Raw genomic sequence first — 23324 nt, 5'->3', positions numbered from 1 at the left:
CACCAAAGCCAACAAGCACTTTCTGAAAAAAATCCTTCAATAATTGCGGTAGTAACACTGCAAACGCCGCAAGTATTGTAGAAATCCGGCTGTCTTGCAAATGCACCTTAAATTGACAATCAAAATCAATAGTGATACCTTTGCTCTGTGGGGGTAATCCCATATTGCCTCCTTGTGTATGGTTAGTTTGTCAAAACTATTATTACCATAAAAGGGAGGGCAATTTTTGCTATTTCATGCCCAAGGTCTCTCTTTTTCTACGCTACCAAGATTTTAGTTGCAGGCGCAACCGGTAATACGGGAAGTGAGATAGTAAAGCAGCTTTTGGAAAAAGGCATTGAGTTTAAGGCAATGTCCCGAAAGAAGAGTAAAGGCCGGACTATTGCAGGAGTCAATTGGGTAGATGGTGATTTTGCTGATATCGGATCGCTGGTATCAGCTTTTGCCGGTGTTAAACGTATTTATATTGCCATGCCTGCGCATCCCGATAATGAAGCATGGATAAATAACGCGATCATAGCTTCAAAGAAAGCAGGCGTGAAACATATCATTAAATTATCGGGGATGGGAGTATCTTTGGATGCCGGTTCGGAAATAATACGCGTTCATGCCAGAACCGATGCCATGATAATGCAATCAGGACTTGTTTATACTTTGTTAAGGCCTAATTCATTCTATCAAAACATATTCGCATCAATTCCGACAATTAAAAAACAGGGCGCTGTTTATTCGGTGATGTCTGACTCAAAACTGAGTTTTATTGATATACGAGATGTAGCGGCAGTAGCTGTAAAGGCGCTAAGTGAGACTGGGCATGATAATAAAACCTATAATCTTACAGGCCCTGAAGCGCTGAGCTATTTTAATATTGTAAAAAAAACAGGATTTTTTACAGGAAAAGATATTGCCTTATATCCGATCAGCAAAAACGAGACTAAATCGGCAATGTTAAAAGCAGGCGTTTCTGAATGGAGGGCCGATAAATTATCAGAAATCCTGGCATGGTTTGCCAAAGGAAAATATGATGCTGTAACTTCTGATGTTGAATCCGTACTTGGCAGATTGCCTTACAGTTTCAATCAATTTATCAATGAATATAAAGAACGATTTTAAATTATAAAGGAAGTTTTAATGGATCTGTTATTGCTGTTCAAGGCTCTTGTCATGGGAATAGTGGAAGGCGTTACCGAATTCTTGCCGATTTCCAGCACGGGGCATCTGATTATCACCGGAGATATCCTCGATTTTCTGCAAAAGGAACAGCGGGACGTATTTGAAATCGTCATCCAGCTCGGTGCAATTGTAGCCGTTTGCTGGGAATACCGGTACAAGCTGATCCACCTTTTAGCAGGTTTGGGGAGAGATCGGCACGCGCGGCGTTTTGCATGCAATATCATAGTCGCTTTTATTCCAGCCGCTGTTCTAGGGCTATTGTTTGGAAAAAACATCAAGGCGTACCTGTTTTTTCCGGAACCTGTGGCAATAGCTTTTATCGTTGGTGGTCTGATTATTATGTGGGCGGAACGGCGGAAACACAGTATACAAGTTCACGAAATGTATGACATGAGTTTAAAAGACGCTCTGAAAGTAGGTTTAGCTCAGTGTTTCGCACTCATTCCGGGTGTTTCCCGCTCCGGTTCCACAATCATCGGCGGTCTGCTTTCCGGTCTGTCCCGCAAGGCAACTACGGAATTTTCTTTTATGCTGGCCATACCTACCCTGACTGCCGCTGCCCTGTATGATCTTTACCGGCACAGAGAAATGTTGAATGCCAATATGACAGGTTTGGTGGCCGTTGGTTTTATTATGTCTTTCATAAGTGCACTGCTTGCTGTACGCGGCCTGCTGCGGTACATCTCCCGACATGACTTCAGCGCATTCGCATGGTACCGCATTGCCTTTGGAGCAATAGTATTGGTAACGGCCTATTGGGGTGTGGTAAACTGGTCGCGCTGAACAAAGTTATGCGATCAGGATACGTTTCCCCGGCAAAGCAGATCAGATAGATATTAAGATAGTTAAGATCAATAGTCCCTTCTTTTGAATGGTTTTTTCGGTTTTTGTTTGCCGCCGGGATCAGCCGGATTCACTTTGATATTGTTGCCATCTATACGCTTTCCGTTTAGGGCCTTTATTGCCTGATCCGCTTCTGAATTACTTGGCATTTCAATAAAACCGAATCCTTTTGGTTTACCGGTAAAATTGTCTTTTATCACCTTGACGGTCTCAACATTTCCAAACTCTACAAATAATGTTTTCAAGGTTTCTTCTGTGGTGGCAATAGATAAATTGCCGATATAAATATTCATTTAATAATCCTTTCTTAATTGATTCAATAAAAGGGGTTTAAGACATACCAGCCTATCCCTTTGGGTGCAAACCGGAAACGCATGGATATCAGCTTTGTCTGTAGATGAAACCCTGAAAAATAAAGGGCATGCCATTGCTTTAAATGGCATGCCCTTTTTATAGAAATAATTTATCTAACAGTAACGTTGACTGCAGATGGACCTTTGTTTCCTTGCTCGATTTCAAAAGAAACCTTGTCGCCTTCTCTAAGACTTTTAAAACCGGTTGCATTTATTGCTGAATGATGAACAAACACGTCAGGACCGTTTTCCTGCTCAATAAAGCCGAACCCCTTTTTATCATTAAACCACTTAACTGTTCCGTCAACCACGTAAAACCCCCCTTTCCTATATTAAGATTATCAAAAATTTAAACTGGAGGATGTAGTACATGGAAATGACGTGTTCCTTCAGTAAAAATCGTTCCGCCAGACGAGCGGAGCCTTGCCCAATTGTCGCATAATAGCACTTTTTTTGCTGAAAGCAAGATTTATTTATACAGAGCTCTCTTTAAAGCCTGTACATAACCTTTTGATGCCCGCTGGCTAATCCCGGCCAGAGGTGCAAATGATTCAAAACCGTGAAAGCAACCCGGATAAAGACAAAATTCTGTAGAGACGCCTGCCTGGCTGAGCCTTAATACGTAATCGATCGTTTCATCACGCAAAGGATCAAGTTCTCCGACAATAATATATGCCGGGGGCAGTCCTGAAAGGTCTGTAGCTCTTGATGCGGTCAGGCCTCCGCCTGCACTTCCTCCGGGAACAGCTATACGTGAGGCATCAACTTTCAATTCACTTGAGCTTTGAGAAAACCATTTTAAAGCAGCATAGCAGTCTTCCAACCCTGCCGGAAAAGGATTTTCAGGAGCCAGACGGTAATCTGGCGAAACAACAACGCAATTTATTTCTCCTGCATAACGGTAGCATAGAGCTTCTTCCACTTCAGGGCTTCCGATAATAAAACCGCCGCCATGAATAAAGAGAACGCCGGGAAGTATTTGTTCTCTTACCTTGGGCTGATAAATTTTTAGCCGTAAATTAGAATTTCCATCAGGACCTGTTATAAAATGCTCTGAAGCGCTAACTATATCAATATAGCTTAAGCGGGGCATTTTTTTGCCTATTTCGATTATTTTTTTTCTTTCAAACCGGATATCATCAAAATTCCATTCTTCCAGCAAATGAGCAAAAACAGGTAATAATTCAGGGTTTATTTTTCCCTCAAAATTCATACTATCGATCTCCCTTTTATCAAATTATGCACCGAATATCCTTTTGGTTTTACTCCTGCAAAAGGTTTTATACCCAGAAAGAATTTAAGCATACAGAAATTCCCTTGACATTTGTATGTCATTTTCGCCATATGATCAGATTGGATATATTTATTACATTTGATTTTGTTTGATCTGTATGCTCGTTCTCAATTCCTGATTTTGACATTGTACATTGCTTTCTGATGTTGCTTTTTTGACTGATCCGGTTCAAAGTTTAACTTATCTTTAACCGCTTATCCACTTATTCTCGAAAACCGGCGCAAATATCTTTACAAGATGGTGTGGCTCAAATAACTATTCCCAATGAATGCATTCGACCGGACATGTTGACATAGCTTCTTCGATACATTCTTCATCGCCTTCTTTCGGGAGTATGACTTTGGCTTTTTCCTGTTCTTCATCAAATTCAAATATTTCCGGACAAAGTTCAACGCAGCTCTGGCAACCGATACATTCTTTTGTGTCGATAATAACTCTTTTCCCCATGATTTCTTTCTCCTTGTCTGATAACGCTTAATAAATTGTTTCAGGAATTGATGGATTGCCATATTTCTATGCGGTGTCCTTCAGGATCACAAAGATAAAATACCCTGGCATTCCATGGATGCTCACTGATTACCGTCGGCTCCAATCCGGTCTTTACCATATCTTTCCGCACTGCTTCAATATCTTCAACTTCCAGTGCTAAAGTTATACCTTTACCCGCACAGCTTTTTATCGAAGATCGTTTTTCGTCGGCAATGCTCAATCTTGAATTTGCGGTTAAACTGAATTCCATAAACCAGTCGTTTGAAAAATTTACGGGCAGGTGCAAACGTTCTTTATAAAACCTGACCGTTTTTTCCCATTCTTTACAATAAAGGATCATGTTGGTGCTTATCATATTGTATATTATCTTTGTGTTATCTGAATCCATGCTCCGAGTGTTTTTTTGCTATAGTATCAGCCAATTTATCCAGCGCTATAAAATCGTTTTCCAAAGGAACCCCTTTACATAATACGGGGTCTAACACCTCAACTTTCAGATTGGGTATCATTCCGGCAAGCGTTTCCACGGTTTTGCCACCCCATCCGTACGATCCGACAATTGAAAGAAATTGAGCCTTGGGCCGCAAGGCATTAGCCAGAAAAGCGCAGTATGCGGCTAAAGGATGCGGACCAGCCAGAACCGTGGGAGTACCAACGACAATCGTTCCCGCATCTACCAGCGCCATGGCAAGCTTGCCGGTATCTGTTACTGTCAGATTAAACAGCTCAACACGAACACCTTTGCTCACCAGAGATGACAGCAGATGATCCACCATCATTTTGGTACTGGCATGCATGGACACATAAGGCAGCACAACTGTGTTTTTGGGTGCTCCAAGAACCCATTCCCGATAAGCATCAATTATCCAGGCCGGATGGTCATAGATCTGCCCGTGACTCGGAGCTATCATTTGAATATCAAATCCTTCAAGCTTTTCGATATTTTTTTTGATTATATTCCGAAATGGCATCATAATTTCGGCAAAATATCGTTTAGCCGCTTCATACACACGACCCTGATCGGTTACAAAAAGATCGGTAGTTGCGATATGGGAGCCAAAGAAATCACAACTGAAGAGGATTTGATCTTCTTCCAGATAGGTTACCATGGTTTCCGGCCAGTGAACCCAGGGCGTGTGGATGAATTTAAGCGTCTTGTCTCCGAGGGATAAAGTTTCGCCGTCTGTCACAGTAATAAAAGCGTTCTCAGGGACTTTTAGTAAATCAATAAGCATCAGTTTAGCTTTGGGGGTGGTAATCACTTTTGCTTCCGGAAATCTTTCAAGAACCCGAGGAATGCTCCCGGAATGGTCCTGTTCGGCATGGTGAGAGATAATAAAATCAATTTTGGATACTCCATCCAGTTGCGATATCAATTCATCGGCCATGGGCGGATCAACAGCGTCCAGCAAAATGGTTTTCTCACTTCCTTCAATAAGGTAAGCATTATATGTAGTGCCGTCCGGTAACGGAATGAGAGAATCAAAAAGACGCCTGTCCCAATCAATAGCTCCCAGCAAGTAAATGTTTTCCTTTATCTTCCTTTTATACATGGATATATCTCCTTATAATGTTTTGGCATATGTATCTTTGATAAAACAACCACCGGATATGAATCAGTTGTCTGTCGCAGCGGTTACAGAAAACAAAATACCCATATTCCGCAATTTTATCCCGGAAATCCATTTTCCCACTTCTTATTTGTATCTTGAAAGTAATACGCCGGTTTCCGCTGATTTTTACCGCCCAATCACCTTTACGATTGCCTTTGAGTGGGTGCAATTCAAGACCCGGCAAATCCATATCTTCCATAGTTTCTGAGGTTTCAAGGAGGGCAAGAATCTTTCTAAGCCGCACAATATGCTGGGCATCAACACCACTTGAGACACCAGATTCGAATAATGCCTTCAGCCCTTTATGTTTGATCTTTTGAATCATATACCGAAAGTGTAACCAGGTACGTTTCGGGTGTCAAGAGAAATTTTTCGACATAGAAAAGATGGCTGGAACATCTGCGGATTGCTCGCAGCATGTTTTTGTAGAATCATAAAGCATAGTTGACAAGCCAGCAGGAAGTTAAAAAGTTAAGGGCGTCACCAGAATTCCTGCCCGTCACCAGAATTCCTGCCTTGAGCCAGAAATCCATGTGCGATTTGTTTTCCTTATTTTCTAAAATTTCATACGTGTGATAGCATGGAAAGCCAAGCTGGTTAAGCGCGTTATAAACTGACAATGTGCTGCCGGTGCGTCCAAAGCCTGCGCCGATAATTTGAAGGGCCATGTTGATATCTCCTCTAATCAATTAAGCAATGGCGCAGAATCTATCTTGAGCTGCATGGGTATATTCTTGATTATTTTTATTATTTTATATCATAATTTATTCTAAATTTGATATGTTTTTGAATATTCTCAATAAAATTCAGAAGATAAAGTTAATAAAAGATATTTTTTATAACATTTACCATAAATACTTATTCTATATAATCGGCACCTTTTTTGTTTTTGCCTTTATTGCGCTGCGGATTGCAGGCAATGCTGCGCGCGCTGCTTTTTCGCCGGCTTCTATCAGTCTTTTTTTCTGGCTGAAGTCATCGTATGCAATGTTTCCGACATCAGGTTGAATTACTACATCGGCGTTTTTAACTCCAAGTACTCCAATATGAGAAGACATTATTGTAATTGCGTGAAATGCCACTTCTATAGGGTTCTTCGGAGTAATCGGAGGCAAAGCAGGAGAAATGGTAACGGCAATAACGACATCAGCTCCTTTTTTTATGGCAAAATCCACAGGCACAGGATCCGTTACTCCCCCATCCACAAAAATCTTTCCTCCGATTTCAACAGGGACAAATACTCCGGGAATAGCACAGGAGGCGTTGACAGCACGGGCAATCGGACCGCGATCAAAAAGTACAGCCTTTCCCGTTTTCAGGTCAACAGCTACCGCTCCATATGGAATTTTCAGGTTTTCAATGTTTTTATTATGAAGATGAGTGTTTAAAAATGAACGGAGTTTCTCACCCGTAACAAATCCGCCTGAAAAGAATGAGAACGCTTTATAATCAAAGATATCCTCATTTTTTAGTGTAATTGCAATAAATTCAGCATCAAGAACCTTGCCTGAATCCGCATAAATCGCTCCTATAAGACTACCGACGGAAGTACCCACAACAATATCAACGGGTATCTTTTCCTGCTCAAGCACCCTTAACACTCCTATTTCAGCAAACCCCCGTGCGCCCCCACCGCCCAGAGCAATTCCTATCTTGGGACAAACTTCCTTGAATTCACATTTAAGTTTTTCAGGTTCCTTTATTTTCGTTGTAGCACAGGCTGTAAAAAAGATGAAAAATACTACGGACATAAAAGCAGAAAAAAGTATAATTTTTGATTTCATATTGGTCCTTGTATAAAATTATTTGATAAAAATACAAAATGTTTCGGCTCTTATATTAGATTAATCAACTAAAATGCAACTTCATTTTAAGGCATCGCAGCACCGGTTCATATCTGCTCTTGGCTTTTGAGTCATTAAAATAATTTTAGCAAAAATCAAATCGGTAACGATCATTAAAATGATACCTGAATGGTTTATGAAAACCGGATATATGGCAAGACGGTTTAATATGAACTTGCACTAATTATCTCAGTTATGGAAATAGTAGCAATATCAATATATTTTGAGCATTCTGGATTATCAGACGGCAACATGTCCATAACCCTTACAAACAGGCTTTCTCCAAACATTTCAAGGTCTTGATCCATACGTCTTATCCCGAAACGCAATGTTTTGCGCTGCTCCATATCAATTTTGTTCATCAGATTTTTTGTAGTCCATATAACTCCGGAACTACTCATATCCGAAAGCAGGCTTGCAAAATTTACGGTATCACCAAGGGCGGTAAATTCCTTATTCGGGGAAGGAGTATTTAGAAAATATTCGCGGCCTTCATTGATGCCAATATTAAGATAAAGGTCATTTGCCCAACCTTTTCGTGTTTTCCATTCCATATTTATTTGCTTAATCTTTTCTTTCAGTTCAAGAGCACAATAAATTGAATTTAATACATAATTAGAATTATCCTCCTTAAGAAAATAACAAACCATACCCACACCAGTATGATTACCATAAATGCCATAATATTTCTTAAAAACCTGATACATGCACTTCCATATATCATTAATCAATTCAAAATATTCCTCAGGAGGCAATTCTGCACAAATACGGCTGGAATCATTCAGATCTGCAACAAGTACACTAAAAGAAATAAGAGAAGGCGGGCTGCTATCTTTATTCAATTCATGAGTTGTTCTTGTATTGTTTGCAATCATATCATCGAAGCCACAGAATGTATCGTCCTTGCGTTCAAGTAAGATTAAAAACCCCTCCCGAAAAACCATATGAAATGCATGATAGGAAGTTAATTGTTTTCCGTTAATATGGTCCAATTTCAAATAAGTTGAATTTGTTGAATCTTCACTAAATGATTTTATACGCTCATAAACTTTTTCAAGGAAAATAACTTCATTTTCCAGAATATTGTTATATAATTTACATATTGAATTTATTGGTATTTTGTCTTTAACAAATCTCATGAGATAATATACAATATCATTAATTCCTCTATCTTTGGAAAGTAATCCTGTTCTTGAGAACAACTTAAAAATATTTCTTTCTGAACTATCTTTGATTAGTTTTATATCAAGATTAAATACATTTTTTTCAGCTTCAGTATTTATCCAAACAATCTCAAAATTATTATTTATTAGAAAAGCAGGGCACTTGATATCACTTATACTCAAGTTTAATAATAAGCCTTCCTGCATTTTTATTCCGGAATCATAGCGATTAAATACATCAGGATTATCAGCCGGGGCCACATACTCCCTGTATTGGTTTGGTAAAACGGATTCCTTTATTTCATGTTGATCATTTTTAATTTTTCCGGATTGTGCAGAAACATTCTTTCCGGTTAAAATATCAACAATGTTCTCCATAGAGATCCCTTCTTTTTTCATTCGCTGCACAGCTAAAATGGAATCAACCACGACAGGAGAAAAATAGCCGATTTTTTTCGCACGTGAAGCCGGATCATCAGGTTTTCTTACAATTGGTTTTGGGATAATCCCCATTTTAATATAATTGTTGAGTGTAGCCCGTGATATACCTGTTGTCTCAAAAAGCTCGACACTTGTTAACCATTTGCTATCAAAATGTTCGGAAGAAATCATGGCCTTACCTTATTTAGTATAAGTTCCGTATTAGTAGGCTGGATTCAAAAAACTGTATAAATACCGAATTTAATTTAATCAGTATAATTATCCAATTTATATAAATAATATTTCATTGTCAATAGTTATTATACTGTTTAAATACTTTACGGGGTTATTGTATAATTATATAGTTATACTGCTTAACATAAAATGCGCAAGACCACAGCTATGAATTACGTAATTATTTATATATTAAATAGTTATAACGATATATAACATTATTGTTCAGCATATTTCAATTGTATAAGTATATTTGTACTGTTTAAGTATCTTATGCATATTTATACAGTATAAACAACTAAAGCTCAGGCATAAATAATATATATAACATACTTAATTAAAATAAGATTTAATAACAGCCCCACTCTGTTTCTTAAAAAATAATTATTGCAATTTATACTGTATAATTATCCTCTTCATGGATAATTAATACGGGATGTATTCGGAAAGTCTGTCTGCCTGGCGAAATGACAGAATTGGGAGTTTTACAATTTCCTGCCGGTTATTTCATACATTATCACTATAAATACTAATATATATTCAATATGATACGAATTGTTTGTTAAAGCTCTTTTTTAAGATGCTGCCATTGAGTTTTTTCTTTTCATAGAAAGGCTTAAGAACTAAAGGTACTATGCGGTTAGAAAAAAATCCCCGGAATAAATCGGAGTCAAACGGAATGTCGGCCAGACTGGCTATTTTTCTTTTCATACACCATAACTTGCTGTCCTGTATATTCCAAAGCCGTCCGTTGCTCTGGCCGAAGAAATATTTTCATATAAACATTTTATCAGGGAGACATTTATCTTTAATGTTGCAAAGTTCATTGAATGGCCCTCCCCCCATTTCTCACCTCCAATATTTTAATATCTGCATTATAGGAAACAACTCTTTCGGGGAAAAACGATAAAGTCACGCAAAGTCAGAATCAGATACATCCAATCCATCAAAGAACTTCAAAAGTTTTTTGTTTCTAAAATTTCTTTTTCCGATTGCTATTGCACAGGATATAGACCTGACTGAGCTATCTCTCAATGAGTTAATGATATTTTTAATGATATTAAGATGAAATGTGTTATTTATTGAATAGTCACCTGAACCCTGCCAAACAAAAGAGGCCGGTTCCGGGAAAAAGTATAGATGCTGTCTTCAAGACTGATCTACTCGCTGAATTATAAATAATATCATCTATCACAGCAAAAAGTGCAACGCCGGAAATGGCGTTGCACTTTCTTTTCGGGAAAAATGCAGCTATAAAAAATAGGCATTTGTAACATATTGCTGCAACATTCTCTGAGTATTAAAGAAAGAACCGTTAAGAGCGATTGCATGCCGCATGATTTCTATAAACCGGTCCCGGTTATTATAAAAAGCCGGAATCACAGAATGCTCCAGTTTTTCATAAAGCGACAAAGCGTTATTTTCCATATTTGCCGTTTCCCTCTTGCCCTCTTCTTCTATAGACCAGCCGGTGACTCCTTCAATGCAACCTTCTATCCACCATCCATCAAGTATGCTGAAGCTTGGCACACCGTTTAAGGCCGCCTTCATACCACTGGTCCCCGAAGCCTCCATGGGAGGTTGGGGGGTATTCATCCATACATCTCCTCCCGAAACCAGCATCTTTGCTAATCTCATATCATAATTCGGGAGATAACTGATCCTGATCTCGGCTTTCAATAATTCTTTCATATCCAGAATCCGCCTGATTATCTGCTTGCCTTCCTGATCCTTAGGGTGGGCTTTACCGGCAAAAATCAACTGCAATGATCCGGCATTTTTAGATATATTTTTTAATCGTTCAATGTCGCTAAATATAAGATCTGCCCGTTTATAAGCGGTCATCCTCCTTGCAAAGCATAATGTCAGAACATCCTTATCCATACCTGCATTTGCTTCCCTGTTCACATAAGAAATCAATTCCTTCTTTACCTTCATGTGTGCCCCCCATATCTCATTGGGAGGAATGCCTAATGCATAGCGCAGACTGAAATTATCCTGACACCAGCCGGCAATATATCTGTTATAAAGATCCCGAAAAGGCCAGCTTACCCAGGTGGCGGCATGCACACCATTTGTGATGGCATCGATAACATGCCCAGGAAATATTGACCTGGACACCTCGCCATGCTTTTTTGCAACTCCGTTGACATAATGGCTCAGATTGAGAGCCAGATAGGTCATATTGATGGTTTTGCCCTGAACATGATTTGAGGGGATTATATGTCCCGGCTCCGCCTTATGTTCGCTCATATTATTGGCAAGCTCAACACATAGACAATCTCTCATGTCTATAAAATCCTGCCTGTCCTGAAAAATTGTGCTGAACAGCTCAAAAGGGAACTGATCGTGTCCTGCGGGAACCGGAGTATGGGTAGTAAATACACATTTATTTTTGACTGTTTTAATATCCGATTCACTTACAAAATTTCTACCGGCCTTTCCTGCTTCTTCATCTAACAATTCAAGCGCAAGAAGGGCCGCATGTCCTTCATTCATATGAAAACGCTTAATACCATTATATCCAATAGCCCGGAGTATCCTTACCCCCCCTATTCCAAGAATCACTTCCTGGCAAAAACGGTATTTCTCGTCTCCGCCATAAAGAAAATGGGTAAGTGAACGATCCCATTCGGAGTTGCCTGCAAGGTCCGAATCCAGCAAATAAACGGGGATTTTATATCCGCCTACTCCCGTTATTTCATATCTCCATGCTCGTATGCGCACTTTACGGTTTTCAATAGAAATGGATATTTCCGGCTCTTCTTCACTTAAAAAGTCATTGACAACCCATTCGGCTGGTTGCTCTGTCTGCCAGCCATTATGATCTATTTTCTGAAAAAAATATCCTTTCCGGTGAAGAAGTGAAATAGCTACCATGGGTATTTTGAGATCTGCTGCAGAACGCAAAGTATCACCTGCAAGAACCCCAAGGCCGCCACTGTATGTAGGAATCCCATCTTCCACGGCAATTTCCATAGAAAAATATGCTATCGATCTGTCATTCACAGTCTCCTCCTGTCATATGCTTTCTGCTTTTTAATCCGTTTACACGGAAAAAATAACTTACCCATTGACTTTACTATAGCTTTTAATTATTGTCATCTTTTAAAAAAATATACTAAATTCTTCTACTTGTCAATTATAACGGGTTAACGATTACGATGTCAAATCAACGAATCGATAGCGCACAAATACCTCGTGAAGGCGTGTACCTTGATTTTTTCCAGTTCCACGAGGCTCCCTTTTCCATTACTCCTGATCCGGGATTTCTTTTTCTTTCAGACACTCATCAGAATGTAATTGAAAAAATTATTTATGGGGTCAAAAATCATTTAGGATTTATTCTTCTCACCGGTGAGGTAGGAACAGGCAAAACCACCATTTGCAGATCGATTTTAGACAGGCTTGATGGAAATGCCGAAACGGTTTATATAATAAACCCTTCTCTTTCAGGAATAGAAATACTGGCCACGATCTTGGATGATCTTGGCATTTCATGCTCTGCCGGTGCAGGGAAAAAAGAACTTATGGACAGCCTTAATTCTTTTCTTCTTGCAACCGACCGTGCAAAACCTGTTGTTATAATTATCGACGATGCCCAGACTATGCCGGTAGAAGCTCTGGAAGACCTTCGGCTGCTATCCAACTTTGAAACAGACAAGGAAAAACTGCTTCAGATGGTTCTTGTTGGTCAGCCCGAATTGCTTGCCACCATTTCAAAGCCGGAATTAAGGCAGTTGCACCAGAGAATCGCCATAAAATGCAACCTGGATTATCTGAAAAAAGAAGAAATTCCGGGCTATATAGAAAGAAGGCTTTTTATCGCAGGAAACAAGGGCCAAGTACGTTTCTCTGCTTCAGCCATAAACATAATATATAAAGCATCAAATGGCATCCCGCGTCTTATAAACAGAATTTGCGACTATTGCCTGATCGCCTCCTATCTGGCAAACGAATACACGATAAACAAAAAGCATGTTAAACAGGCCCTTAAAGAAGTTGGAAGTACCGAATATACCCGGATAAAAGCTTTTATCAAAAGGCTATATTACCGTTATGCATTTGTGTTAATTTTGATAGTACTTGCCGGTTTTGCCGGGTCTATGAGATTGTGGACTTACAAAAACCCTGAGGCCTCTCCTGCAATTAATCAAACAAAGGCAACGCCGGTTTTAAACATCAAAAGCAATATTGTTCCGCCCGAAAGCACAAAAGCTTCATATACCGTTTTGCTTGCCTCGCATCCTTGCAATAGCCATAGGCCTTATGATCCCATATGCAACCGATATGCTGACGCAAAAAAGAATAAGCCCTCCCCTGCCCCAGCCTTCTGATACAGTAACTGCAAAACAGGATGTTTCTGCAACCGCCAAAGCTTCTCAGCCCGCTGATACTTCAAGCAAACAGGAGTTGAAGCAAAATGAAGCTAAAAACAATTTAACGGAACAGCAAGCATCTCTTATATCTGCAAAAACAAATAATACTATAGCTGAAGAAAAACCCCACGGAAACAAACCGGACAGTGCATCAAAACCTGAATTACTATCAAAGCCTGCTTTGAAGAAGACATCTTCTGCCGCCTTATCTTCACCCGGAGCTTTTCCGCATCAGGCAACTGCAAAACCCTCAGAACTCATTAAACCGTTTTACGAAAAGGCCGTCCGGTATCACAGACAAAACAGGCTCAAAGAGGCAATAATGATGTACCGGCAGGTTCTTAATAAAGACCCTCAGAACAAAGATACACAGTTTAACCTTGCCTGCGCTTACATAGAAAACCGCGAGTTTGCCGCTGCATTGCCGATTCTTTATGATTTGCATGAAAAAGATCCAAATAATCCGCTTGTTATGATAAACCTGGCTATAGCCGGAATAGAAACGGGTGAACCGGCCATGGCCATCACCCTGCTTGATGCCGCACAAAAAATTACAGGCGTTTCCTTGTTTGACATATATTTTCATAAAGCCGCGGCTCTGAGCCATCTCGGAAAATTAGACGAAGCAAAGCAATTCTATGAAATGGCCGAAAAAAAAGATCCGGGAAACATCAGACTTATATTTAATATGGCAGTACTTTATGACAAAATAAAATAGGGTCACCCACACAAATGTGCGATGCGGCATATTAATATGCCGTCTTTTAATTTCCATGCATATCCGGCCCCTTTTTCAACTATCATATCAAGGGCTTCTTCCAAGGTAACGTTTTTAAGCCTGACGGTTACAAGCCTTGCAAGATCGATATCCGAATCCACAGACATATTAATGTCAGCCTCACTCACAATTGTACTCAATGCTTCACCAAGTTTGGCCTGATCCAAAACCATGGAATATAGCTTTATCTCTTTTTCAAGTCCTTTGGAAACCGGAATATATGTTTCGGAAAAAGGCGGAGGCCCCGGAAGTTGGGAGGTCTTTTCCTTCTCTATGATTTGGGCCGGATGGACATTTTCAAGAGACGGTGTAGCAACAGGCCGGACTTCCTGTATTCCGGCGCAACCGGTAAATAAAAGGGCAATACAAATGACATACAAAAAAAAGTAAGACCGGGAGAAAACATACTGCATACTCACCTCGATTCAGCCCCGGCGGGCGTTTGATTCCCTGCAAGGGAAAAATAGACTTCGGGAGCAGGAACAAAACTTGTCTGCCCGTTATGGTATAATAAAACTCCCTTTGCCGTTATATTTTTTATGGTAAAATTCATGATTTTATCATTTTTATACAGCCGTTTTCCTTCCATAAGGGCTATAAATCTCAAACTTTTACCGGCTCCGGCAACCTGAAGGATTCCGGAAAGGTGCGGCATACCTGATGTCTTCCGGACTTCTTCCGTATTATCCTGGGCAGCTGCCAATAATTGTGGCTTTTCAGGCTTTATCTGCCTCATTATACCGGCAACAGCAGTTATTGTATCGGAATTTTCTGTCGGGTCATCTGATACCTGATTCCGCATCTGCTTATACTGCTGCCATTTTAAATCTGCCATTTTAAATAATTCGGATTTTTGTGCTATCGGAGATCCGATAATATCCGTAAGCAGATAGATGTTTATAACCATGACAATAATGGCCGCAATAATAAAGCTATCCATTATCAAGCGTTTTTTGGTGCCGATCTGTATCATCCTTAACCGTGTTAAGTGTCAGGTGTTAAGTGCTATCATTTACTCGTTGTTCGCCGTTGCAATCCTGTATCTGAAGAAAAAGGACCCGTTTAAAGCAGCCATATTTGATATCGGGTTTATGGTTATTTTTATGCTTTTTGCTCTCAGAAACGGTAATTCATTTTTAACAGACTGAAACCATTTAAAAATATCTTCATAACTTCCCTCGAAAGACAAATCAACAGGCACAAAATCACTTGCATCGCTTGCCTGCGATTTTGTAATTATAAGATTTTGCAGATGATGTTTTGATGAAAGCTTTTTCAGGCGGTTGTCAATTGCCAGATAACCCATATCCACAGATTCTATATCAAAAAACAGCTTTTCACCTTCAGCCTTGATATAGTCGATATTTTTCGAATTCTCCCGCCAGAACTCTGTATCCATATGCAGGCTTTCAATTCTCCCGGATTCCTGTTTTAAGCGTTTAATTTCAGACGCATTATAAAATGTGAGAATAATAACGGCAAACCATAATACGCCTGTGATGATCCATTTGTTTTTCATATCATTTCAAGCCCAGCTGAATATGAAATTTATAACCTCCGGTTCCTGCGCCACCACCGCCCTGCTCCATATCAACGCCGACATCTCCTATTACAGCCGGTTTGCTTAGTTTAAGATTGCGCGTCAAACCTCCGGCCAATGAAGAAAGAGCGGTTTTGATCACGCCGGGATCTTCAGCTCTTACCTGACCCTTCAAAACAACCTGAAAGGGGGATTCAAGGTTTAATGTCAGCTCTTGCAGATCCACGCTTTCAGGAAGGCTTAAAGCAATACCGCCAAGTATTGATGCAGTATCCGGACGCTGCATCTCATTTTGTATCAGATCAAGAGTATCATTATACTTTCCGACAAGCAGGCTTTTTGTAGTCATATCATTTGAAAGTGCTCCCATACCTGTCATGGAATAGCCTGCTGATAAATAATTCAGATAAAAAGCCTCGAAACCGAGAAGAATAATAAGTAGCACGCCTGTGATTATCCCGGTTCGGATAGCCGAATGCCAGGCCTTTTCCGTAACAACAAAACGATGGCTGATATTAGGAGCCATTTTCTGATCGATATCGGATAAGGAAAATGCCGATAAAGGGGCTGGCAGGAAGTCTTCTTCTTTTGTCTTAAAAGCTTCTTTCCGGTCAGTTTCAATCCGGACAATATTTTTTCCAAGTCTCTCCGAAAGCCCGGTTTCTTTGATCTGTGTTGAAGAAACAAAAAAGAACCTGTTGACTTCCGATTTTGCTTTCTGCGAAAAAAGACGAAGAGACTGGCTTATTTCAAAGGCAAGGACATCAAGTTTTCCTCTGTCGATTTCTTCGGATCCCGGTAACATAATGCTTCTTGAAAAAAGGTAGTTTCCATTAACAAAAAAATACAGATAACTTTCTTCCGGCAATAAATGAATAAGACAATAGTTTTCCGCAGACGCACCATCAATCAGTTTGTTTATTTTGTACTGCCATATATAAGCAGGAATACTTATGCGGTCGGGACGCAAGCCGGCATTCTGAAGATTCTTATACAGACTGAACACAAGAGGATCATGCAGGTAAAAAGCATAAATACTTCCGGCAGACTGGCCGCTTTTTAAATAAGTGTAATTGTAAAAATCTGCTGCATCGGGAACAGATGGAAAAGACTCCGAAAGTTTTCTGCGGATAAATGCGGATGCAATGGATTTTTTGCCTGTCGCAAAGGGATAGGTTTCATTACCGGCAACATAGTCCGGCATGATCAGCAAAGGATTTTTTATTTTTTTTGCTTCGTCGGGAACAATCTTTAATAATTCTTCCGGCGAATAATCATCCTGCACAGGTATTGAACAGATAAGCCTGCCATCAGGTTCCTTCCGGCCGTAGAGTATTAGCAGCAGCTCACGGTTATGCTCAATCATGATCAGCTTATTATTTTTTTCCATACTTAAAGTTTTCTGCTTTTTTCTGGTGTTATATTTCCGGAGCCAGTTTCAAAACGTCCCATTTAGGCCGATCTCTGCGTTGGGCTCAAATTTTAATCCTCGAAATACTAAATGTATTCCTGTGGTTAAAATTTTCACCCGCCTTGACCTTGACCAAACTGAAACATTTTGAAAGTGGCTCTCCGGTATAATTATTTTACTATCCCTTGGATAAGTCCTGAATCATTGGGTGTTTGAATATCAATACGGCTGATTTTCACCACTTTTGCCGCAGCAAGCATGTCCATGATCTGCTTTTCGGAATATGCCTGGCCTTTATCAGTACCAAGAAGCATATTAAGAGAAAAAAGAGCCGGAAACAAAGGCCCGTCCATATCATTGTTTAAAATAAATTCATGGATTAAAATCATGCCTTGCGGTTTAAGAACTGAAACTGCTTTTTGGATAATCTTTTGAGCATCTTCGGGGCCTCCTCCATGCAGTATATGTGATAACCATACAACATCATAGGTTCCTGTAATTTTTTTTCCCAGATAATCGCCGGCTTTAAAGCTGATCCTGTCTGAAAGGCCAAAACCGGCAACGGTTTTTTCAGCAAAAGGCCTGGTTGTTTTCTGATCATATATGGTAGCCTTAAGCGATGGATTCTTCAAACAAAAGTGAATAGCGTAAGTTCCGGGGCCGCCACCCAGATCAAGAAGATGTTTTTTTCCGGCAAGATTTATTTTGCCGACAATTTGCGGAGCAATATTTGTGGCAAGATTAAACATGCCCATCAGAAAATTTTCACGTACTTCCGGATCATCGAAAGAAGCTCTGCTTCGTACAGCTTTTCCGGTTTTAACACCTTTATCCAGATCATTCCAGGATGCCATAAGATGATGATGATGCATTATAATATATCCGAGATAGTGCTGGGATTCTTTGGAAAGAAAAGAATTACTAAAAACCGTGTTGGAATAATTATCATTCTTTTTGATTAAAAGATTCATGGCTGCAAGAGCGTTAAGGAGCATAATTACTCCTCTTGGATCAGCATCTGTTTTTTCAGCAATCTCTTGCCCGGTAAGAAGTTGATCGCCGATAACAGTAAAAATGTCCAGTTTGACTCCGGCATGAAGCGCACATGTAGCCCAATAATTACCTGATATTCCTAAAAGTTTTCCCGGATTCCACTCTTCCGTATTCATGCCGTGTTCCTTTCGAATAAATTGGTTTGGAAATATCGCATTTTTATAATAGCACCAATTATGCCAAAGTTTTTAAAATAACACAACAATTGTTTTAATTTATACGAAAAACTTTATCCTGTGATAAACTGAGTTGAAAGAAGATATATGTACGTAGCAATTACAATAAATCTGTTTTGCCTGGGTATTGGTGAATATTCGAATCCTAGTATATTTTTTAAGCTGGTCTTTTTATAGCTGCCAAAATCTGACTTTATTGGAAGTCATAATTTTGACAGCTTCGTTTATCTGTCAGTACTCGCTTTTGTGATCCGGAACTTAAAATAATATCTCCAACACATTTTACAGGCTCAATAAAAAGTTGTTTTTTACATGATTTAGTCTGGGAAATCATCTTTATCTTTTCCATTGCCAAAGCACAGACTTCATCCCTGTTTACTTGTTCATTAAGACTTAGTGTAATTGCAAGACAATCATTGCCCTTGCGGCTTGTAATCTCAGCAGTAAAGTCCGTTACGCCCGGCAGGTCAAAAAGCGCTTCATCCAGAAGCGGCATTACAAGCGGCTTTCCAGAAGCAAGATAAACGGCAGTGTTTATACGGCAGGTAATCTTATCCAGTCGTTTTAAAACCGTACCACAGGGGCAGGGAGGCACAAGAAATCCTGACATATCGCCCGTGCGGTAACGAATCAACGGCATCCCGATACGATTTAATGTTGTTACAACTACTTCACCCATCTCTCCATCAGGCAGATTTTGTCCTGTTTCCGAATCTATAATTTCAATAAAAAGATCGGCTTCCCGCATATGGTGGCCGCAGCGGGCTCCGCATTCCACCCCACCGCCGTACCCCATCTCTGACATACCATAATGGCTGTAGACCTCACAGTTATAGTCCTTTCCCAACAGCTCATAAATAACGGATGGAACATAATCGCTGGTTAAAAGTACTTTCATAAACCTGTCTTTTAATAATTTTTCACCTTTGCTGCACCGGAAAAGCGAAAAAACCTGAACAGGTGTTCCGACAACACATGTTATATCATGATTTAAAACAGCCTCTATAGTTTGTTCGGGATTTACTACAAAACCGTGAATAATACTGCTCACATTCATGCGAAGCAAAGCTCTTGAAAGAAGATCGCCTACACTGTCGGACCTGCCACCAGGCAAAAGAATCATAACCCGGTCGCCTTCTTTAACCAGCGTGGACATCCCATGATGAAAAAAATCCAAAGTGTGTTCCAGATCTTCTTCTGTAAAGAATATCCGTTTTGAAGCACCTGTGGTAGCAGAACTCTGCAATGTAACACAGCGCTTTACAGCACTTTGAGAAACACACAGAAACCGCATAGGCTGGTTTCTTAAATCATCGGAAGTGGTAAATGGAAGTATTGACAAATCTTTTAAACTTTTTACAGGATCGCTCCCAAAACCGGTCAAAAGATTTTTATAGAAAGGACTTTTCAAACGGGCATAAGAAATAGTTTCTCTGATTTTCTCAAGTTGAAAAGCTTCAATCACTGATCTGGTAAGATTTAAAGTTTTTTCATTGATTGATATTTTACTTAAAACCCAGTCTTCCAAAGGAGTTTTAATAATCATCACCACCCCAGATAGATCGTTATTTATTCCGGCTTGCGCCGTAATGATGCAGCAAAAATATTACTTACCCCGGTAAATGGCTTTATTCCGGCTGTCTGTGAGATTATAGGCACAAAAAGGTATCAGGCCGCCATCTTTTGAAACAACATGGATGCAGCAGTCTTTAAGGCGCTCCAAATCAATGTTCCAGACATCCTGAAAGGCCATGCCCGAAATGGAAAATGATCGCGTACGCACAAATTCCAGAAAATCATCTATATCCGGATGGCACATCTGATCTTCCTCCCCCTGCCCTGCTCTCCATGAACCCTGCTCTTTTGTTCCACTCCACTGCCTGGCCACAGAAGAAATAGACTGCCTTGCGCCTATATCAGCTTTTACAGGCTTATTACAACAAGTGTTCGTATCGGAAACAACGGGTTTTAAGCCTCCTGCTGGCATCACAAGAAACTTGCCGTTAAAAGAACAAAGAGCATTTTCGCATCCGGGAGGACGAAAATCGGAAGCTCTTACCATACCATTGCTCTGTGTTTCAAGAGCCGTTATTATTTCAGGAATAGTAATACGATTGTTGTTTTCAAAGCTTTCCGGATGTCTTCCGAAATAAGTAACCGGCTGAAAATGGATACCTCTTACCGCAGGATATTCTTTTAAAGCAAATTCCAGAATTGCACCGATTTCATGAACATTTACTCCCGGCACTATCATGGGAACCAGCACAACACCAATACCTGCTTTTGCGCATTGCTCTATTGCCAGCAGCTTATTGGCAAGCAATTTTTGTCCTCTTAAAGCAAGATATGTTTCATCACTTAGCCCGTCAAACTGAAAAAAAACCGATGCAAGGCCTGCTTCTTTAAGCTTTGCTGCATAGTCTTGTTGTTCGGCCAGACGCAGGCCGTTTGTGTTTAGCTGAATAAATCCGAACCCTTTGTTTCTTCCCATCTCAATGATTTGAAAAAGATCTTCTCTTAATGTCGGCTCACCGCCTGAAAGCTGTATATTACATGCCGGAGCGGCTTCTCTGACCCGTTTAAACCAAAACTCTATCGTCTGGATATCGGGATCAGGGACAGCTGATTTCTTTGAAGATGCAAAACAGTATTTACAAGACAGATTACAACGTTGCGTGATTTCAAGAAGAGCTGTGCAGGTAATCTGCCTGTGTAAAGCACATAAACCGCAGTCAAATGGGCAGCCTTTATCAATTTCGGTATAGCATACAGGAGGTTGAACAGGTATCTTCGGTCTTGCCCAGGTTTCAAAAGACGGATTTTTACGCCATATTACAGTAGAAAATCGCCCATGGAATTCACAATGTTTTTCAAGATACACATCGCAACCATCGGTCACCCTGAATGCAGGAATTATTTTAAGACATACCGGGCACAGACTTTCCGTTTGAGATAAAACCCGGCGCTCTGAAATTTCACCATTAGACATATTATTACCTTCACCCTCCCCTTAATCCCCTCCCATCAAGGGAGGGGAATGAGTTCCCTCGCCCCTTGTGGGAGAGGGTTAGGGTGAGGGGGCAAAAGGATCAAAACCATTTTGAACAAGAATCTGAATAACCTGATTATAGCTATCTGTAAGTAACCGACCACACAAATTGGGGTCCGGCATGCTTGCTTCTTCTCCTATAATATCTTTGCATGAAATCCCATTGTAAGAAGCACAGGCTGTGTGCTCAAACCATTCGCTCAATTCAGAATACATCAATTGCAGTTTTTCATTTTCTTTTTCGTTATCAGCCCCTTTTCCTGCATACAAAGCAAGCATGCAGGCCGCGCCTGTAAAAACTCCACAGGCATTGCCGCTGCCAGCCCCACCCATACAAAGACCCGACATGGCACGGACAAGATCAGGATTTGTTTTGCCCTGAGCCTCCAGCGCAAGAATGATCAACACCTGGCTGCAACAGTAACCGCGTCCGGCCAGTTGGAGTAATCTGAAACCGATTTCGTCTATCATTGTATATAGTTTCCTTTAATCTGCGAATGAAGGCGAGGAAATTCAGCCAGTCCCGATGAAGATACTAAATGCCATATATGACAACATTGTCAAGTGTATTTCATAAATACTTTACCCCTTTACTATAGTTATAAAATTTCTTGAAATTTTCAAAATAAGGCGTATGTTAGGTGTAATGATAATGTCAGTACATAATCCAGTACACGCAGGAGACAGTTATGGCAAAAACAGCAATAATTCAAACCCGTATCGATCCAAAGATAAAACAAAATGCTCAAATAATATTGAATAAATTAAATATATCAATGTCAGAGGCTATTTCGATGTACCTTTCACAAATAACGCTACATAAAGGAATTCCTTTTGAAATAAAAATTCCTAATGATGTTACAGCTAAAACACTTAAAGACGCTGAAAACGGGTGTGAACTTCATCAGGTTGATTCTGTTGATAAATTATTTCAGGAGCTTGATAGTTGAAGCTATATAGAACCAGACTGGATATTAATCTATAGAATCTCAGCCGATGATTTGTATTTAGAAAGAACCGGCTCACATTCTGAGCTATTCAAAAAGTAACAACTGTCTGTAGTGCCACAAAGACCGGCTCGCCTGTCATAGAACCGCGATGTCCGGTCCGGACATCGCACACGGACATAACAATCGGAAAAAGGTAATAAAATGCAAACCGAAAACATAAAACAGGAAGCCTGCAGGATATTAGACAAACTGTCCGACAAAGCTACATGGGATGATTTGATGCATCAAATCTATGTGCGTCAAACAATAGAAGCAGGCATAAAAGACAGTGAAGAAGGACGGACAATTGACGTTAAAGAAGTGCGTAAAAGATTTGGGCTGACAAAATGAGAGTTCACTGGACAGAAAATGCCATTGGACATGAGGTATGTTGAAAAAAGTGTACACCAATGTTAAGAAAAATTTTAAAGCGGAGGTGGCACAATGGAAAGAATACCATATGGGAAATACAATAAAGAATTCAGAGAAGAGGCGGTAAAGCTTGTGCTTGAAGGCGGATTAT

At 40.0% G+C, this 23324-nt stretch carries 26 protein-coding genes; 7 read left to right on the top strand and 19 right to left on the bottom strand.

Going from position 1 to position 23324, the window contains the following annotated elements:
• Positions 1–198 precede the first annotated feature (198 nt).
• Both VXK47_RS14425 and VXK47_RS14420 read left to right on the top strand, forming a co-directional pair.
• The gene (locus VXK47_RS14425) at positions 199–1113 is read left to right on the top strand and encodes an SDR family oxidoreductase (protein WP_435549491.1); all 915 of its coding nucleotides are present in this window, start codon (positions 199–201) and stop codon (positions 1111–1113) included.
• A gap of 18 nt (positions 1114–1131) precedes the next feature.
• Positions 1132–1956: an undecaprenyl-diphosphate phosphatase gene (locus VXK47_RS14420; protein ID WP_435549489.1), complete on the top strand. Its 825-nt coding sequence runs from the start codon at positions 1132–1134 to the stop codon at positions 1954–1956.
• A 68-nt stretch (positions 1957–2024) separates the two neighbouring features.
• Here the strand turns inward: VXK47_RS14420 and VXK47_RS14415 are convergent, their stop codons facing one another.
• From VXK47_RS14415 to glgP, 11 genes are all read right to left on the bottom strand, one after another.
• Positions 2025–2309 (bottom strand): RNA recognition motif domain-containing protein, encoded by a 285-nt coding sequence (locus tag VXK47_RS14415; RefSeq protein WP_435549488.1) that lies wholly within the window; start codon positions 2307–2309, stop codon positions 2025–2027.
• A 170-nt stretch (positions 2310–2479) separates the two neighbouring features.
• Entirely contained in the window at positions 2480–2680 is a 201-nt protein-coding gene (locus tag VXK47_RS14410) for a cold-shock protein (RefSeq protein WP_435549487.1), read from the bottom strand.
• Positions 2681–2838: 158 nt separating this feature from the next.
• Complete coding sequence (locus tag VXK47_RS14405; protein ID WP_435549486.1) at positions 2839–3582, bottom strand: alpha/beta hydrolase; 744 nt, start codon at positions 3580–3582, stop codon at positions 2839–2841.
• A 336-nt stretch (positions 3583–3918) separates the two neighbouring features.
• Positions 3919–4110 carry a ferredoxin gene (locus VXK47_RS14400; RefSeq protein WP_435549485.1) on the bottom strand — a complete coding sequence of 64 codons (192 nt, stop codon included), beginning with the start codon at positions 4108–4110 and terminating at the stop codon, positions 3919–3921.
• 40 nt (positions 4111–4150) lie between these two features.
• The gene (locus tag VXK47_RS14395) at positions 4151–4540 is read right to left on the bottom strand and encodes a VOC family protein (RefSeq protein WP_435549484.1); all 390 of its coding nucleotides are present in this window, start codon (positions 4538–4540) and stop codon (positions 4151–4153) included.
• Complete coding sequence (locus VXK47_RS14390) at positions 4527–5705, bottom strand: FprA family A-type flavoprotein (RefSeq protein WP_435549483.1); 1179 nt, start codon at positions 5703–5705, stop codon at positions 4527–4529. Before VXK47_RS14390 ends, VXK47_RS14395 begins: the two co-directional genes overlap by 14 nt.
• A complete protein-coding gene (locus VXK47_RS14385) occupies positions 5698–6090 on the bottom strand; it encodes a type II toxin-antitoxin system RelE/ParE family toxin (protein ID WP_435549482.1) in 393 nt (130 codons plus the stop codon). The genes VXK47_RS14390 and VXK47_RS14385 overlap by 8 nt, the downstream gene beginning before the upstream one ends.
• A 106-nt stretch (positions 6091–6196) precedes the next feature.
• Positions 6197–6433 carry a sulfotransferase gene (locus VXK47_RS14380; protein WP_435549481.1) on the bottom strand — a complete coding sequence of 79 codons (237 nt, stop codon included), beginning with the start codon at positions 6431–6433 and terminating at the stop codon, positions 6197–6199.
• 195 nt (positions 6434–6628) lie between these two features.
• A complete protein-coding gene (locus VXK47_RS14375; protein WP_435549480.1) occupies positions 6629–7549 on the bottom strand; it encodes a patatin-like phospholipase family protein in 921 nt (306 codons plus the stop codon).
• A gap of 224 nt (positions 7550–7773) precedes the next feature.
• On the bottom strand, positions 7774–9384 hold the full coding sequence (locus VXK47_RS14370; protein ID WP_435549479.1) for an adenylate/guanylate cyclase domain-containing protein: 1611 nt from the start codon (positions 9382–9384) through the stop codon (positions 7774–7776).
• Positions 9385–10677: 1293 nt separating this feature from the next.
• A complete protein-coding gene (glgP, locus tag VXK47_RS14365) occupies positions 10678–12435 on the bottom strand; it encodes an alpha-glucan family phosphorylase (protein ID WP_435549478.1) in 1758 nt (585 codons plus the stop codon).
• Positions 12436–12590: 155 nt separating this feature from the next.
• On the opposite strand from glgP, the gene VXK47_RS14360 reads away from it, so the two are divergent.
• Complete coding sequence (locus tag VXK47_RS14360) at positions 12591–13763, top strand: ExeA family protein (RefSeq protein ID WP_435549477.1); 1173 nt, start codon at positions 12591–12593, stop codon at positions 13761–13763.
• Positions 13717–14523 (top strand): tetratricopeptide repeat protein, encoded by an 807-nt coding sequence (locus VXK47_RS14355; protein ID WP_435549476.1) that lies wholly within the window; start codon positions 13717–13719, stop codon positions 14521–14523. The genes VXK47_RS14360 and VXK47_RS14355 overlap by 47 nt, the downstream gene beginning before the upstream one ends.
• Positions 14524–14525: 2 nt before the next feature.
• Here VXK47_RS14355 and VXK47_RS14350 read toward each other — a convergent pair whose 3' ends face one another.
• The 8 genes from VXK47_RS14350 to VXK47_RS14315 all read right to left on the bottom strand — a co-directional run bounded on the left by VXK47_RS14350 (position 14526) and on the right by VXK47_RS14315 (position 22283).
• Positions 14526–14996 (bottom strand): STN domain-containing protein, encoded by a 471-nt coding sequence (locus VXK47_RS14350; RefSeq protein WP_435549475.1) that lies wholly within the window; start codon positions 14994–14996, stop codon positions 14526–14528.
• A gap of 2 nt (positions 14997–14998) precedes the next feature.
• Complete coding sequence (locus tag VXK47_RS14345; RefSeq protein WP_435549474.1) at positions 14999–15556, bottom strand: hypothetical protein; 558 nt, start codon at positions 15554–15556, stop codon at positions 14999–15001.
• Positions 15557–15595: 39 nt separating this feature from the next.
• Positions 15596–16102 (bottom strand): hypothetical protein, encoded by a 507-nt coding sequence (locus VXK47_RS14340; protein ID WP_435549473.1) that lies wholly within the window; start codon positions 16100–16102, stop codon positions 15596–15598.
• 1 nt (position 16103) lies between these two features.
• Positions 16104–17513 (bottom strand): hypothetical protein, encoded by a 1410-nt coding sequence (locus tag VXK47_RS14335; RefSeq protein WP_435549472.1) that lies wholly within the window; start codon positions 17511–17513, stop codon positions 16104–16106.
• Between the two features lie 191 nt (positions 17514–17704).
• Positions 17705–18703 (bottom strand): methyltransferase, encoded by a 999-nt coding sequence (locus VXK47_RS14330; protein ID WP_435549471.1) that lies wholly within the window; start codon positions 18701–18703, stop codon positions 17705–17707.
• Positions 18704–18956: 253 nt separating this feature from the next.
• Positions 18957–20309, bottom strand: coding sequence for a phenylacetate--CoA ligase family protein (locus VXK47_RS14325; protein ID WP_435549470.1), 1353 nt, complete (start codon positions 20307–20309; stop codon positions 18957–18959).
• A 60-nt stretch (positions 20310–20369) separates the two neighbouring features.
• Positions 20370–21752, bottom strand: a complete 1383-nt coding sequence (trsS, locus tag VXK47_RS14320) for a radical SAM (seleno)protein TrsS (RefSeq protein ID WP_435549469.1) — start codon at positions 21750–21752, stop codon at positions 20370–20372.
• 78 nt (positions 21753–21830) lie between these two features.
• Entirely contained in the window at positions 21831–22283 is a 453-nt protein-coding gene (locus VXK47_RS14315; protein ID WP_435549468.1) for a C-GCAxxG-C-C family protein, read from the bottom strand.
• A 218-nt stretch (positions 22284–22501) separates the two neighbouring features.
• On the opposite strand from VXK47_RS14315, the gene VXK47_RS14310 reads away from it, so the two are divergent.
• The 3 genes from VXK47_RS14310 (at position 22502) to VXK47_RS14300 (ending at position 23152) form a co-directional block, all read left to right on the top strand.
• Positions 22502–22762: a type II toxin-antitoxin system RelB/DinJ family antitoxin gene (locus VXK47_RS14310; RefSeq protein WP_435549467.1), complete on the top strand. Its 261-nt coding sequence runs from the start codon at positions 22502–22504 to the stop codon at positions 22760–22762.
• Positions 22763–22768: 6 nt separating this feature from the next.
• Positions 22769–22861: a type II toxin-antitoxin system YafQ family toxin gene (locus VXK47_RS14305; RefSeq protein ID WP_435549490.1), complete on the top strand. Its 93-nt coding sequence runs from the start codon at positions 22769–22771 to the stop codon at positions 22859–22861.
• A 102-nt stretch (positions 22862–22963) separates the two neighbouring features.
• Positions 22964–23152 carry a hypothetical protein gene (locus tag VXK47_RS14300; RefSeq protein WP_435549466.1) on the top strand — a complete coding sequence of 63 codons (189 nt, stop codon included), beginning with the start codon at positions 22964–22966 and terminating at the stop codon, positions 23150–23152.
• The last annotated feature ends 172 nt before the right edge of the window (positions 23153–23324 follow it).

This window comes from Desulfobacterium sp. N47 (genome assembly GCF_051233685.1).
GTDB lineage: Bacteria > Desulfobacterota > Desulfobacteria > Desulfobacterales > RPRI01 > RPRI01.
The sequence above is the reverse complement of the archived record's forward strand: the minus strand, read 5'-3'. Positions and strand labels throughout refer to the sequence as shown.